The organism is Ectothiorhodospira shaposhnikovii (assembly GCF_047222355.1).
GTDB lineage: Bacteria > Pseudomonadota > Gammaproteobacteria > Ectothiorhodospirales > Ectothiorhodospiraceae > Ectothiorhodospira.
In genome coordinates, this window is record NZ_CP178333.1 from 506,098 (window position 1) to 520,544 (window position 14,447).

14 protein-coding genes are annotated in these 14,447 nt (G+C 62.7%); 11 read left to right on the top strand and 3 right to left on the bottom strand.

Annotation, left to right across the window (positions count from 1 at the left end):
* Positions 1-22: 22 nt before the first annotated feature.
* Positions 23-586 carry a shikimate kinase AroK gene (gene aroK / locus ACLF6L_RS02165; protein ID WP_412852257.1) on the bottom strand — a complete coding sequence of 188 codons (564 nt, stop codon included), beginning with the start codon at positions 584-586 and terminating at the stop codon, positions 23-25.
* 164 nt (positions 587-750) lie between these two features.
* Between aroK and prsT the strand changes: the two genes are divergently transcribed.
* From prsT to ACLF6L_RS02215, 10 genes are all read left to right on the top strand, one after another.
* A complete protein-coding gene (gene prsT / locus ACLF6L_RS02170) occupies positions 751-3,537 on the top strand; it encodes an XrtA/PEP-CTERM system TPR-repeat protein PrsT (protein ID WP_412852258.1) in 2,787 nt (928 codons plus the stop codon).
* Between the two features lie 116 nt (positions 3,538-3,653).
* Positions 3,654-4,112 carry a type IV pilus modification protein PilV gene (pilV, locus tag ACLF6L_RS02175; RefSeq protein WP_412852259.1) on the top strand — a complete coding sequence of 153 codons (459 nt, stop codon included), beginning with the start codon at positions 3,654-3,656 and terminating at the stop codon, positions 4,110-4,112.
* Positions 4,109-4,669, top strand: a complete 561-nt coding sequence (locus tag ACLF6L_RS02180) for a PilW family protein (RefSeq protein ID WP_412852260.1) — start codon at positions 4,109-4,111, stop codon at positions 4,667-4,669. The genes pilV and ACLF6L_RS02180 overlap by 4 nt, the downstream gene beginning before the upstream one ends.
* A 104-nt stretch (positions 4,670-4,773) precedes the next feature.
* Positions 4,774-6,069, top strand: coding sequence for a PilX N-terminal domain-containing pilus assembly protein (locus tag ACLF6L_RS02185; protein ID WP_412852261.1), 1,296 nt, complete (start codon positions 4,774-4,776; stop codon positions 6,067-6,069).
* A 41-nt stretch (positions 6,070-6,110) separates the two neighbouring features.
* Positions 6,111-7,037, top strand: a complete 927-nt coding sequence (locus ACLF6L_RS02190) for an NF038132 family protein (RefSeq protein ID WP_412852262.1) — start codon at positions 6,111-6,113, stop codon at positions 7,035-7,037.
* 464 nt (positions 7,038-7,501) lie between these two features.
* Positions 7,502-8,731 carry a zinc-regulated TonB-dependent outer membrane receptor gene (locus ACLF6L_RS02195; protein WP_412852734.1) on the top strand — a complete coding sequence of 410 codons (1,230 nt, stop codon included), beginning with the start codon at positions 7,502-7,504 and terminating at the stop codon, positions 8,729-8,731.
* Between the two features lie 14 nt (positions 8,732-8,745).
* Entirely contained in the window at positions 8,746-9,633 is an 888-nt protein-coding gene (locus tag ACLF6L_RS02200; protein ID WP_412852263.1) for a metal ABC transporter substrate-binding protein, read from the top strand.
* Complete coding sequence (locus tag ACLF6L_RS02205; RefSeq protein WP_412852264.1) at positions 9,633-10,196, top strand: ATP-binding cassette domain-containing protein; 564 nt, start codon at positions 9,633-9,635, stop codon at positions 10,194-10,196. Before ACLF6L_RS02200 ends, ACLF6L_RS02205 begins: the two co-directional genes overlap by 1 nt.
* Complete coding sequence (locus ACLF6L_RS02210) at positions 10,196-10,993, top strand: metal ABC transporter permease (protein ID WP_412852265.1); 798 nt, start codon at positions 10,196-10,198, stop codon at positions 10,991-10,993. The genes ACLF6L_RS02205 and ACLF6L_RS02210 overlap by 1 nt, the downstream gene beginning before the upstream one ends.
* Positions 10,960-11,961 carry an Rpn family recombination-promoting nuclease/putative transposase gene (locus ACLF6L_RS02215; RefSeq protein WP_412852266.1) on the top strand — a complete coding sequence of 334 codons (1,002 nt, stop codon included), beginning with the start codon at positions 10,960-10,962 and terminating at the stop codon, positions 11,959-11,961. Before ACLF6L_RS02210 ends, ACLF6L_RS02215 begins: the two co-directional genes overlap by 34 nt.
* A gap of 226 nt (positions 11,962-12,187) precedes the next feature.
* Here ACLF6L_RS02215 and ACLF6L_RS02220 read toward each other — a convergent pair whose 3' ends face one another.
* Complete coding sequence (locus ACLF6L_RS02220) at positions 12,188-13,582, bottom strand: RNA-guided endonuclease InsQ/TnpB family protein (RefSeq protein ID WP_412851592.1); 1,395 nt, start codon at positions 13,580-13,582, stop codon at positions 12,188-12,190.
* Between the two features lie 44 nt (positions 13,583-13,626).
* On the opposite strand from ACLF6L_RS02220, the gene tnpA reads away from it, so the two are divergent.
* Complete coding sequence (gene tnpA, locus ACLF6L_RS02225) at positions 13,627-14,055, top strand: IS200/IS605 family transposase (protein WP_412851593.1); 429 nt, start codon at positions 13,627-13,629, stop codon at positions 14,053-14,055.
* A 174-nt stretch (positions 14,056-14,229) separates the two neighbouring features.
* On the opposite strand, the gene ACLF6L_RS02230 is transcribed toward tnpA, so the two are convergent.
* Positions 14,230-14,397, bottom strand: a complete 168-nt coding sequence (locus tag ACLF6L_RS02230) for a nucleotidyltransferase domain-containing protein (RefSeq protein WP_238617476.1) — start codon at positions 14,395-14,397, stop codon at positions 14,230-14,232.
* Between the last annotated feature and the right edge of the window lie 50 nt (positions 14,398-14,447).

A 14,447-nucleotide genomic window follows, 5' to 3' on the forward strand; every position in this document is an offset into this window, starting at 1 on the left:
AGATGCGTGTCCGCCGGCAGGCTCAGGTCCCCGCGACCTGGTCCGCGCCCGCGCTCCGGGGGCGGGAGGACGTGTCTCGGGGGCGACGAAAACGCCGGGCAATGGCCCTGACCGTGCCGCGCAGGTGTTCCCGGTCGGTGTCCACGATCAGGTCGGCGATCTCCCGGTATAGGGGGTCCCGGGTACGGAACAGCGCCTCCAGGCGGGCGCGGGGGTTGTCGGTCTGCAGCAGGGGACGGTTGCGATCCCGCGAGGTGCGTCGGAGCTGGGTATTCACCGAGGCGCGCAGATAGACCACCAGGCCGCAGCGGGCGAGCCGGGTCCGGTTTTCCGGACGCATCACCACGCCGCCGCCCGTGGCCAGCACGATGCCCTGACGGCTGCACAGATCATCGATCACGGCCGCTTCCCGGTCCCGGAAACCGGTCTCGCCCTCGTATTCGAAGATGGTGGGGATGCTCACCCCCGTGCGCCGCTCGATTTCCTTGTCGCTGTCCACGAAAGGCAGATGCAGATAGGTGGCCAAGTGCCGGCCCACGGTGGACTTGCCGGCACCCATGGGGCCGATGAGGATGATGTTGGTCATGCCGGCCAAGACGGGGAATCCCACTGGTTTCACGTGGTTGCGATGGTGGCATGGAGCGGTGAAGGATGGCAAATACCGCGGACATGTCGGCGGCAACGGAACTGGATTACACTCAGGAAGGACCGCAATCATTCCAGTGCGCACCTCACCATGGAGTCATTCGCATGATGCAAAAGACACTGCTTTCCCGTTCCGTGACGGCCCTGATCCTGCTGCCGACACTCATGCTGGCGGGGTGCGGCCAGACCAGCCATTCCACCGAGGAACGACTGGAGCGCGCCCTGAGCTTTCAGGCAGAAGGCGATCTGCGTGCCGGCATGATCGAATACAGAAACATCCTGCAGGCGGAACCGGAGCACGTGGAAGCCCGCTGGCGTCTGGGGCTGGCTCATCTGGAGTTGGGAGAGGCCGCCGCCGCCGAGAGCGAATTCCGGCGCGCCATGCAGCTGGGTTGGGATGCGCCCGAGGCCGCGGTGCTCATGGCTCGGGCTCAGCAGATGCAGGGTCGCTTCGACAACGTGGTCAGCGGCCTTGATCCGGCCCGGCTGCAGCGCCCGGAGGACATCCGTGACGCCGAAGTGCTGATGGGTTGGGCGCTGCTGGGACTGGAGCGTCCCGACGATGCCGCCGAGTCCTTCCGCAAGGCGCTGGAACTGGCGCCCCGCCATGCCCCCGCCCTGACCGGTCTGGCCCAGGTCCATTTGCTCAAGGGCGAGACGGACCGGGCCAGGCTGCGTCTGACCGAAGCCCTGGAACACCAGCCCGACTACACCGATGCCTGGGACCTGCTGGGGGAGATCTTCCGCGCCCAGGGGCGTCTGGATGATGCCGAACTGGCCTTCACCCGCATGATCGAAAGTGCCGCCATGCCGTACATGGGGCATTTCAAGCGGGCCCTGACCCGCATTGCCCGGCAGGACTGGGAGGGTGCCGCGGCGGATCAGCGGGCACTGGCGCGGCTGGGCGGTGATCTGCCTGCCACGGCCTATATTGATGGCATGATTCGTTTCCACGAGCGTGATTTCCAGGGCGCCGTGCGCGCCCTGGAAACCACCCTGCGTGGCAATCCCGGCTATCTGCCGGCCCTGTTCTTTGCCGGAGCCTCCCATTTTGCCCTGGGCAATCTCCAGCAGGCCGATACCCATCTGGGGCGATTCGTGCGGGTGCAGCCCGACTCGGTCGCCGCCAATCGCCTGCTGGCCGCCGTTCGCATGCAGACAGGACAGGTGGAGGATGCCGAGGTGTTGCTGGATCGGGTCCTGACCCGGGATCCCGCGGACCTGCTGGCGCTGGAACTGATGGCCGGCGTCCAAGCCATGCGCGGTGATGCCGCCGCCGGCATCGGTCTGTTGCGGGAGCGGGTGGCGCTGGATCCGGAATCCATCCCCGCCCGCATGCGTCTGGCCCGGGCACTGATCGAAGGGGGTGACCGGATCGCCGGACTCAAGGAACTAGAATCCCTGCAGTCCCTCATTCCCGATGAGCAGATGCTGGAACTGGCCACGGTGGTGCGCCTGCTGGAAGAACGCAACTTCCAGGAAGCCTTGACCTTGGCTCAGGAGCTGGATGAAAAGCAGCCGGGTCAGGCCGCGCTCAGCAACCTGATCGGCGTGGCCCATCTGGGACTGGGGGATCTGGCCCAGGGCCGGGAGGCCTTCGAGCAGGCCCGCCGCCAGGAACCCGGCAATCTCATTGCCACCCGGAATCTGGCGGTCCTGGCAATGCAGATGGAAGGGCCGGATCAGGCCCGGCAGATTCTGGAGTCCTCCCTGCGGCAGCGTCCCGATGACCATCGCCTGTTGCTGCTGCTGGCCAATCTGGAAGAAAACCGGGGCGACCGGACGCGGGTCGGCCCCTTGCTGGAACGAGCGGTGGCCGCCGCTCCCGAGGCACTGGAACCGAAGATCCTGCTGGCCCGCTACTACCTCAACACCGATGAGTCCCGACGCGCCGTCTCACTGCTGGAAGGGTTGCGCGCCGCCAACCCGGATAATCCCGCCCTGCTGGAGACCCTCGCCTTGTCCCAGGCGGCCTCCGGGCAGATGGACAATGCCATCACCAACCTGCGCCGTCTCACCGAGATCACGCCCCGGAATGCGGAAGTGCATCACCGTCTGGGACTGTTGCAGCAGCAGGCGGGGCGTCAGTCCGAGGCGCGCAGCGCCCAGGCCCAGGCCCTGGAGCTGAACCCCGAGCACCTGGGCGCCCTGGCGGCCCTGGCCAACCTGGAACGGGAGGCAGGGCGCCCGCAGGAAGTGCTCGCCCTGTCCCGGCGCCTGCAGTCCCTGGAGGCCGGCCGCGCCTTCGGCTGGTTGCTGGAAGGGGATGTTCACTACGTGGCTGAGTCCTTCGGCAAGGCGGCCGACGCCTATGAGTCCTCCTATCAGGCCCAGGCCACCACCGAGTCCGCCATCAAGTACTTTGAGGCCCGGCGCCGGGCGGGAGATCTGCAGCAGGCCCGCCGGCTACTGGCCGGCAGGGTGGACGCGGTTCCCGCCGATGCCCAGTCGCGGATGGTGCTTGGCACGTCCTACCTGGAAACGGGGGAATACGACCGGGCGCTGCCCCATTATGAAATCCTGGTGGAGCAGGTACCGGGCAACGCCATCGTGCTCAACAATCTCGCCTTCATGTATCTGAGGCAGGGAGACGAGCGCGCCCTGGCGATGGCCCGGGAAGCCCATCGGCTGGCGCCCGAGATTCCCCACATTAAGGACACCCTGGGCATGGCCCTGCTGGAGCAGGGGGATGCCGCCGAAGCCCTGAGACTGATCCAGGCCGCCCGTGAGGCCCTGCCGGAGGATCCCACCATCGGCTACCACCATGCCCTGGCCCTGCATCACAACCGGCGTTCGGCGGAAGCCCGTTCCGTGCTTGAGTCCGTGCTGGCCGGTTCCGGTGCCTTCAGCGAGCGTGCGGCGGCCGAGGCCCTGCTGACGCAGCTGAAGTGATGGACGCCTGATCCGGCCCTGCCTCCGCGGGGCCGGGTCTTTGTGCATTAAAAAATGTCTCGGGCTGTGTACACTCAAGGATTCAAGGATGAACATCTGGCCAGAGGTGCCGACCCATGTTGCCTGCCTGTGATATGTGTGATGACCGTGCCGGACGGCACCGAGGTTTTTCCCTGACCGAGGTCCTGGTGGCCCTGCTGGTGCTGTCCATCGGCCTGCTGGGGCTGGCGGCCCTGCAACTGAACGGCCTCAAGGGCGTGCACTCCGCCTATCAGCGCACCCTGGCCGGCGTGATCGCCATGGATGCCGGCGAGCGGCTGTGGATGAGTCTGGCCGATGGGAAAGAACCGGAGGACATCCAGGCCGAATGGCTGAGCGACTGGGGGAATGACACAGATTCACCCGGTTACACTCCGGGCAGGGCCACCTTGCCGGGCTTGAGTGCCAGTTCCATTGACCCTGACAATGGGGGATGGATTATCACCGTGCGCTGGTCCGAGGGACGATTTGACGAGCCCTCCGGTCAGTCGGTGTTCGAGTACCGCCTCACCCTGCCTACAGGGGGTGGCTCATGAGCGCACCTTCCTCTTGCCGGATTCCCTTGCCGCGTGAGTCGGGCCTGTCCCTGGTGGAACTGATGGTGGCCATGGTCCTGGGCCTTCTGCTGCTGGCGGGGGTGATCCAGGTCTTTCTGGGCAATCAGACCACTTACCGGGAGACTCAACGCCTGGCCGCCCTGCAGGAGGCCATTGGCTACGGCGTGGACTTCATGGTTCGGGACATCCGGGGCGCCATTGCCCTGGAGGTGGATAACGGGATGCTGCGGGTGACCCGCGACCGGGATCTGGCCTGGTGCGGCGTCGATGCGGGTGTGGGGGATGTCTTCTACTACGTGGCGGCCGGTGGTCTGCGCTGCGGTGACGGCGCCACCCAGAACCATGAGCTGGTGCCGGGGCTGAAGGATCAACCTATTGTAGTCGACGGCGACTTGATATGGAGTAACGGCCAAGTCATCGGCGTCCGTATAGAACTGGTTTTTGAAAGCCGTTCCGCCCCCAATCAGCCCGTCCATGAGCACCCCGTGGAATTTCATGTGGCGCTGCGCAACGCCCTTCTGCCTTACGTTCAATAGCCTCTTGCCTGCACCGAACTCTGAACCAGTTCAAGGTTTTCCGGGTATCGGGTTGCTTTAATGGATGAATCGAGGCGACAGACGGACTTGTCAGGGAGGTTGAGATGTCCATTTCTCCGGTTCGCGAGCGGGGTGCCGTGCTGGTAGTCAGCCTGGTGCTCCTTGTCCTGGCCACCCTTGTGGGCGTGAGCGGCATCAGCACGGCGGTGATTCAGGAAAGGATTGCCGGTAATCACAAGCAGATCTCCGATGCCTTCATGGCGGCGGAGAGAGGTCTTGGCAACGTCGTCAAGGCGGTTGTTGCGGATCCGGAGCCATCCGGCATGGAGTTCTGGAGTTCGAAGGAGGACATGGTCCAACTCATCGGTGCCGGTCGCCACTATGTGGGCGGGGCCGACGGCCCGGGTGCCTACTGGGAGCTCGACGAGAGCGCCAGCATGATTGACGGGCATCAGGCGGAAGTCGTCCTGATCGGCCGCAGTTCCGATTCGGAGATCGCCGCCCAGCGCGCCCTCGTCCTGCAAGTCAGCCGCTGGTTCGATCCCTCTCCCGATTCCGCCTACACCTGCATCGGCGCGGCTTGTGAACAGGATCGGGTGTTGCCCATGCGAAGGTACAGGACCATCCAGTACGATGGCAGGGACTGGACTCCCCCCAGCCAGGTCAGCTGTGAGTCGGGTAGCTGTCAGGCGGAGATCAGCCAGGAAGAGGGTGTCGGGCCCATGGCGGGTATCCACCTGATGCCCCAGGATGCTGGCGACCAAGCAGGTTCTTTCGAACTGCATGATGCCGAAGGCGAAGTGATCGGCAGTCCCCAGCTGAGGATCACTTCACTGCCGTCCTCGCCGAACGAGGGGGGCGTGCGTAGCTGGCAGCAATACCTGCAGACCTTGCTGGCCGGTTCGTCTGATCGCATTATCCATGTGGACCTTGGTGCCTCCGCAGATGCTGACAGTCCAGCGCTTGGCGAGATCATCGGCACAAGCGAGCCCGGGGTCTATCACATCACGGGATCCGGCAGCATTGGTCTTTCCGGAGATGTTCACGGTGCCGGTGTACTGATCATTTCCGGTGACCCTTCCTCCGGTGCGTCACAACAGACGGTCAACCTGTTCCCCTCCAGCGGTTCATTCACGTTTGAAGGTCTGGTTATCCTCCGGGATGGCGTCATCCTCAATGCTGAACAGGCCGACGTCAGCCTCTATGGTGCCGTGGTGGTCATGCTTGGCGAGCATCAGGGTTCGGGCGGCGGACTGGTGGGTAATGTGGATATCCGTTACAGCAGTAAAGCCTTGGCAAAGCTCACCGAGCATCGTCTATGGGATCCCGTGCGCCCCGATTTCACCTGGGCCTGGAAAGAAAAAATGGACCTCTATGCCCTGAATGAGGAAGCCTCTTGATCATGTGCTGAACATGTCGAATTTCTTGACGGCCGTTTTCAATGCGGTCGATCGGGTCACGTGTTTTTTCCTGTAAGCTTATATTTTTATTGATTTTTATTTTTTTGGCCTTATTTTTGCTTTTAGTTGCCCGGAATTCTGTAATTCAAAGAAAAAGGGGCAACTCAATGAGTTTAAGAAGATCAACAATAGCCGTGGCATTGGTTGGGGCGGGTTTGCTCGGTTTTTCCGGGACCAGTTCTGCGATCTCCATTTCGGGTTGGACCGGTGAGGGTAATTTCGGTACATCGGGTGCGGACGGCGTAGTCACGCTTTCTCCCTTCGAAGGTTCCACCCAGTATGGCTGGGTTTCCACTGCGGAGGGGGTAGAAGGTGTCGCACTGGAAGGTATCGGTGGTGAGGGCGTACCCACAACAGGGTCACGGCTGAGAAGCACGATGTTCACTGCCGGCGAGGGGGATCTGCTGGAGTTTTACTTCAATTACGTGACCTCCGACGGCGCGGGCTTTGCCGACTATGGGTGGGCCCGGTTGCTTCTTGATGAGACGCTGGAAGAAGTTGCACTGCTCTTCACGGCGAGAACCACGCCAGCGGGAGATACGGTGCCCGGCTTTGAGATGCCGGAACTCAATGCGACGCTGACCCCTGATGCAAGCCCCATCATCCCTAGTGAGACGACATGGTCGCCACTTGGCAGTGATTCGGGGCGGTGCTTTAGTTCGTCGGGATGCGGACACACTGGATGGATTTTGGCCTCCTACGTCATTGGAGAGGCGGGTCGTTACGTTCTTGAGTTTGGCGTGGTCAACTGGGAAGATACTGCTTATCAGTCCGGACTCGCCTTCGACGGTGCAACCATCGGAGGGGTTGAAATCGGTAATCCTTCACCGGTTCCGGAACCCGCATCCTTGGCCTTGCTTGGGCTTGGGCTAGCCGGAATGGCTGCGATGAGGCGCCGCAAATCCTGATACGTCAACGCGCCCGGAAACCAGTGATTCCGGGCGCTTGAGATCAAGTGTCGTTCTGACAGTTTTCATACTCACCTGACCTCACATTCATGAATACCCACCCCTCGCGGGAATGACAGGAAAGCGTCACTCCCGCGAAAGCGGGAGTCTTGGGTATTCGGCAGTCTTTCCCTGGATTCCCGCCTCCGCGGGAATGACGGCGGGTGGCGCTCTGGTTGGGAATTCTCCGCGGGAATGACGGCGGGAGGGCGCCTTCGCCCGGAATTGTCTCATCTCCACTGTTGATTCTGGTTTGTTATGTTATAACATCTGCCTGGTTTGCCGAATCAACGCACCAGACTGAAACGGAGATGACCATGGCCACGAAACGCCTTCCGCTGACAGCGGCTGCCTTGCTGCTGTTTCCCTTGTCCGGAGTGTATGCCCAGGAGCCGCCACGCGGCAGCACCCTTGCCGGCGCCACCATGACCCCGCTGCCGGCATTGGGCGGTGAACGGGTGTCTTCCGGCAGCGCCTTCAACCCGGATATCTCGGTCATCATCGATACCGTGTATTTGAACGAATTCAGCGGCCATGTGGGCACCCCGGCCGGATTCGGCGGCGGTCATGATCACGACCACGGTCATGATCACGGCCATGACCATGATCACGGCCTGGAGGAGGGCTTCAATTTCCGTTCCGCGGAACTCACCTTCACCGCCTCCGTGGATCATTACTTCGATGCACTCCTCACCCTGCACCTGGATGAAGACCACGTGGAGGTGGAGGAGGCCTACATCACTACCCGCAGCCTGCCCGCCGGCCTGCAGATCAAGGCGGGCAAGTTCCTCTCGGACATCGGCTACATCAACGCCCAGCACACCCATGACTGGGCCTTCGTGGATCGCCCCCTGGTGAACGAATACCTCTTCGGCGACCACGGACTGCAGGAGAAGGGCGTCCAGCTCACCTGGACCCCGAAGACCGCTTTCTACAGCGTCTTCGGCCTGGAACTGCTCCAGGGCGAGACTGCCGGCATCGCCTCCTATGAAGGGCATGGCGAGGGCAAGCCCTTCAGCGACAAGTCCGGTCCCCGGCTCATCACCGGCTTTGCCAAGCTGGCTCCGGATCTGGGCTACAACCACGCCGCCCAGTTCGGCCTTTCCTATGGCCATGCCCGCGCCTTCCAGCTGTCGGACTTCCACGACCACGGCGACCACGGTCATCGCCTGAGCTGGGACGGCACCGCCTGGTTTGCCGGTGTGGACGCCGTCTACAAATACGACGCCGGTCGGTCATTCGGTCATGGGGACTGGGTGGTGCAGGGGGAGTATTACCACCGGGAGATCGATGTGGATTTCCGGAATAACCAGCGTCCTCCGGTGTCCGGCGTGGCCCGCCAGGACGGCCTGTATGTGCAGGCGGTGTACGGCATTGCACCCCGCTGGCAGTTCGGTGTCCGGGCCGATGCCCTGGGCATGACCAACCGCAACACCCTGCAGTGGATGGGACACGGACATCAGGGTTACGAGTCCTTCGGCACCTCCTACCGCTATGCCGCCAATCTGACCTTCCGTCCCACCGAGTTCTCCTTGCTGCGTGCCCAGGTTAACCGGGCAGATTTCGCCAGTGAGGACGATCATGACGAGGATGGCTGGGCCTTCATGCTGCAGTTCCAGGTCGCACTGGGCGTGCACGGTGCCCACCGGTTTTAAAGGAGATCAGGACGATGCACAAATGGCTGGCAGGACTGTTGCTGATGTGTCTGGCCGTCACGGCCCAGGCCTCCCTCCAGGTGGTGGCCACCACCTCGGCCATGGGCATGCTGGCGCAGACTGTGGGCGGTGACGCCGTCACGGTGCGGGTGCTGGCACCGCCGGATCGGGATGCCCATTACCTGCAGGCCCGCCCGAGCATGATGGCGGCCCTGCGCGGCGCCGATCTGGTGGTGGCCGTGGGGGCGGACCTGGAAGTGGGCTGGCTGCCCGCGGCCATCCAGGGGGCCGCCAACCCGGCCCTGAACCCCGGCCGAACGGGTTACTTCGAAGCCGCCGCCCAGGTGGCGTTGATCGACGTCGGCGGTCCGGCGGATCGGTCCCTGGGGGATGTCCATCCCGCCGGAAACCCCCATGTGAACATGGACCCGGTCCGCATGGCCGAGGTGGCCCATGCGCTGTCGGAGCGCCTGTCCCTGCTGGTGCCGGAGGATGCCGCCAGGTTCCGGGCCAATGCCGAGGCCTTTGCCGATAAGGTAGAGGCCCGACTGCCGGCGTGGCAGGCCCGGGTGGCCGGGGCGCCGGGGGTGGTCTTCTACCACAAGGATGCGGATTATCTGGCGTTGCGACTGGGGGTGCCGGTGCTGGGTTACGTCGAACCCGTACCGGGTGTTCCGCCCACCGCCCGGCATCTGCGCGATCTGGTGCGTGACCTGACGGGCCGGGACGGCGTCGTGATCCGGGCCGTTCACCATCCGGAGCGGGGGCCGCGCTTTGTGGCGGAACAGCTGGACTGGCCCCTGCATGCCCTGCCGCTGGATCCACCCCTGGGCGCGGATGCCGAGGCCTATCTGGCACTGATCGACCAGTGGGTGGAGGCCATGGTCGGGAATGCTCGGTGATGCAGCCCCTGCTGGTCTGTGACGGACTGATCGCCGGCTATGACAGGCCGGTGGTCGGTCCGGTCAGTTTCGACCTCTACGCCGGGGAAGTGGTGGGTCTGCTGGGCAGTAACGGGGCGGGAAAATCCACCTTGCTCAAGGCCCTCACCGGTCAGGCCCGGATCTTCGACGGTTGCCTGACCAGGGCACCGGGGCTACGCATGGCCCATCATCGCCAGCAGCCCGTTCGCCCCCGGGAGTGTCCTCTCACCGGGGATGACCTGGTGCGCCTCACCGGGGCCGGTCGACGGACGCCCCCCGGTGACGTGGCCCGGTTGCTGGACTGCCGCATGGATCAGCTCAGTGGCGGGCAGTTCCAGATCGTACAGATCTGGGCCTGTCTGGGCAGTCCGGCCGATCTGATCCTGCTGGATGAGCCGACCAACAACCTGGACCCGGAGGCCACCGCCGGCCTGATCCGCCTGATTCGGGAAGGTCTGGGCGGGCGGACCCTGTTGGTGGTGAGTCATGAAGCCGACTTCATCCAGACGGTCTGCTCCCGTGTCGTGCCCGTGAGTCCGTGATGCTTGAACTGCTTCTGGATCCCTTGTTTCACCTGCCCTTCGTGACCGGTTTGTTGCTGGCACCGGTCGCGGCCATGGTGGGTGTCTATCTGCGGCTGCGGGATGAATGGCTGGCGGCCCTGGCCTATGCCCAACTGGCGGGGGCGGGTGGTGTGGTGGCTGTGGCACTGCACGCACCGGTCATGCTGGGTGCCGTGGTGGCCGCCGGTGGGCTGGCCGTCATCAAGGGCCTGCTGACTCGTCCCGGCAACGACCACTATGTGATCTTCATCCTGGTGGGGTGGGGCGTGGCGCTGGTGGCCTCGGCCTTCAGCGCCCACGGCGACATGGTGGGCAAATCCTTGATGGATGGACAGCTTTATTTCACCGGTCGTCCTCATCTGATGGCGGCCGTGGCCCTGATTGTGGCGGGAGTGCTGTGCCTGCCCTGGTTGTCCGGCTGTCTGCTCATGTCCCGTTTCTATCCGGATCATTTTTCGGCCAACGGCCTCTCGGCGCGGCCGCATCAGATCACGTTCGACCTGCTGGTGGTGGCCACCGTGGCCATCACCACCACCAGCTTCGGTGTCATGGCCGCCTTCGCCCTGCTGTTCGTGCCGGCCTGGATCGCCTGGCGCCTGGCCCGTGGCTGGGTGTGGGTGTTGTGGCTGGCGGCCGGGATTGCCGTGGTGGCCTATCTGCTGTCCTTCGTGCTGGCGGTGGTCCTGGACCAGCCCTTTGGCCCCGTGCTGGTGCTGGTATTGGCGGCCATGAGCCTGCTGAGGTGGTTACCCATGCCGGTGCCGGGGCGGCGCTGAAGCTGGAAGATCCCGAACGGGCCGGTGCCCTGCTGCGCGAGAGCCTGCCCAAGGCCCTCACCGACAAGATGGCTGGTGATCTCCAGCCCGTCGAGGGTTCCTTCATCGACGAGAACCTGCGCGGTACCCACAGTGACCGGTTGTTCCAGGTGGCTCTAAGGGATGGCCGCAGCGCCTTCATCTACACCCTCATCGAGCACAAGTCCTGGCCTGACATGGGGGCGCCCCTGCAACTGATGGGCTACCGCCACCGCATCTGGACCCGCTACGCCCAGGACAAACCGGAACGACTGCGCAAGCTGCCACCCATCATCACTCTGCTGGTCTACCATGGCCGGACCCCATGGAACGTGCCCACCCGCCTGATCGACTGCATCGATGCCGACGAGGATCTGCTGGCACTGCAACGGGATGGCGGCTATGCGGTCAAAGACCTCAACGGCAATACCCCGGCCTACGAGAACTTCTCCGACCACCCCCTGCTGCGGGCAGGACTGGCGGCCCTGGCATGGGCCTTCGTCAAACAGTTTCACCCCGAACAACTGGCCCGGTTACTGCGGGATTTACCCGATGAACACCCCCTGACCCGGCAGATATTGATTTACATCGTCCGGGTCCACACAATGACCGAAGATGAATTCAAGCAAGGGGTGGCCATGGCCAAACCCCATCTCGTGGAGGCACTTACCATGTCGCTGGCTCAGGAATGGATGGATCGCGGCGAAGCCAAGGGGCTCCAGAAAGGCATTCAACAAGGGCTTCAGCAGGGGCTTCAACAGGGGCTTCAACAGGGCGAAGCTCAGACCCTGTTGCGTCAGATCGAGCGCAAATTCGGTCCCCAGGCCAGGATGCACTGCCAACAGCGCGTCCAACAGGCCGGTGAGGCTCAACTCCTCCAGTGGATCGATAACATCCTCATCGCGGAACGCCTGGAAGATGTCTTCCAGAACGATTCCTCCCTACAATAATCTGTCCACCCCGGCATGGATTGCCGGGAACAGCAACTGGGTGAATTCCTCGAAACAGGATTCCAGGGCATCCTTCCACGGGCTGTCATGATCCGTGGGCCGCGCCCATCCCGCGCAGGAATTTCGCTTGGCGGGATGCACGCACCGACCCGGCAAAAGGCAAAAGGCAAAAGGCAAAAGGCAAAAGTGGGTGTCCTTTGGATGTTTAGATGATGAACTACCATCCCTAAACCGCTTGAGCGGTTGTAGGCATGGTTTCCGGTTTCGATGATCTGTGCGCAGTTGGGCGCTTGCCCTTCTGCGACTGACCCTGATCTCCACCGGCGTAGCCGTCCGGGAACGGCGGTTCGGGGCGCACCGCCCCTACCTGTTGAAGAGATTTGCACTGACCGATCACCGTTGTGACGCCGCGTCGGGCAATCACCCGGCTGGCGTTGTGGTCGGCATGATCGGTCTGCCCGCAGCGTTGACAGACAAATCGGCTCTGACTGAGCCGATTGTCGGGATGAATGTGGCCGCAAACGGCACATTCCTGCGAGCTATGGTGCGGCGGCACCACGAGAAACAGCACGTTGTTTCTCGGTGCCTTGTACTGGGCATAGGTTCTGATCTTGCCCCAGGCGCTATGGAGGATGCCCTTGTTGAGCCCCGCCTTGGCGCGGGCACCGTTGGGTGCGTGGCGCCCCCGCTCGTCGGTCTTTGCCTTCGGGCGACGACTCATGGAGGCCACCTTGAGGTCTTCCATGACCACGAGCCTCACCCCCGGCGCCATCACCAATGCGTGACTTGTCTTATGGGCAAAGTCCTTGCGCACGTTGTTGGCGTAGGTGTGGGTGCGGGCCACGCGCTTTTTGGCCTTGTGCCAGCCGGATGAGCCCTTGGCACGTCGCGCCATGCGCCGCTGCCAGCGAAGGCGCTGGCGTTCCTTGCGGGCCATTCGCTGCTTTTGCACCGGGTCGAAGGCATACACCGATCCCGTGCTGGCGTAGGCAAGCACCGCCACGCCGCGATCCACGCCGATGGTGGCCGCGTGCAATGAAGCCTCATCCCACTGCGATAACTCGGCCTGGATCTCTGCAGGGCGCGGATGGATCACATCATCCTCGGTGGCAAATGACACATGCCACTGACCGGCGTTGATGCTGATGACGATGGATGCGGGCAATGTATGAGGCCGATCCGCGACATAGCGCAACCGACCGAGCGGGTGCTTTTTCGTGCCGACCCGAAGGTGATAACCCCCTTCGCCATCATCCTCGAAAGCAAATAACTCCCGCGTCAGCCAGACGCCTTGTTCGCCGCCTTTTCCATGAATCGTTGGGCGACCGGATAATTTCTGGAAGAAGCGACTGTAGGCTTGTTTCCATCGGACCGCGCCATTGCGCAATACCTGGGAGGGCACCTCCCGCAACCACGCCGTATCGGGGCCGATGAACTGGCTGTATTGTTGGTCGATGGGTGGTTTTTGCCCGGTCAGCGACAAGGCTTTTCGGGCAAAGGCACGAAAATAACGGTCTTCTCTGACCTTGCTGTTATAGATGAATCGCTGACAGCCAATCCAACGCAGCAGGATATTTTCCTGCTGGCGACCGGGATAGCAACGAAAGCGATGTCCGATCATGCCCATGCCTGCTATCGTTCCATGAAAACCACCAAGGCGCAACCATGGAAAGTAGCACTAAATCTCGTTCTCACGCCGTTTATGACATTAAGCTGCATGTTGTTTTTGTGACCAAGTACCGTCGCCCTTGCCTGCATGAAGAACTGAGGGACTACCTGGAGGGGGCGTTTTCGGAGATCCTGGCGGCATGGCGTTGTGAACTGATCGAATTTGGTGGCGAGGCTGATCACGTTCACCTGCTGATAGCGATCCATCCGGCATTGAACCTTTCCACGCTGGTCAACAATCTCAAGACAGCCAGCGCCCGCCGCGCCCGCAATCGTTTTGCCGAGCACTTGGCGGCGTTTTATTGCAAACCGATGTTTTGGCACCGCGCCTATTACGTCGGCTCTGTCGGTGGGGCATCCCTGGAGACGGTTCGGGCCTACGTGGAATCACAAGGCACCAAACCCCTCAAAAGAAACCCCGCTTGACCCCCTCCTGGCTAACGCCTAGCAGGGGGAATGCGCGGGGAAATGTTCAACCTCTGTTTGGCAATCCCTATGCAGGCCTCCGTCAATAGTTGCAGGTTGCGCTCTGCCGCACGATATATCAGGGGCGACAGGCCCTGCGGCGCCTGACTCAATGCGTGAAGCTGCTCAAGCTCTTCAGTCAGAGTGGCCAGATGCTCCCGCATGGCGCTCACGTACTCGATTTCCACCGTCAGGTGTTCGGAAGGCAACCGCCAAGTCGTAGTCGCTCGTCTCGGTAGCGGTATTTTTCGCACGAGAGCCATAAAGCCATAGCACGGCTATTTCCCTGTCGGCCGATGCCATTTCCGTCAAGCGTTCCAGTGTTGTTCTCACTTGGATTCTCGTGGCCGGGT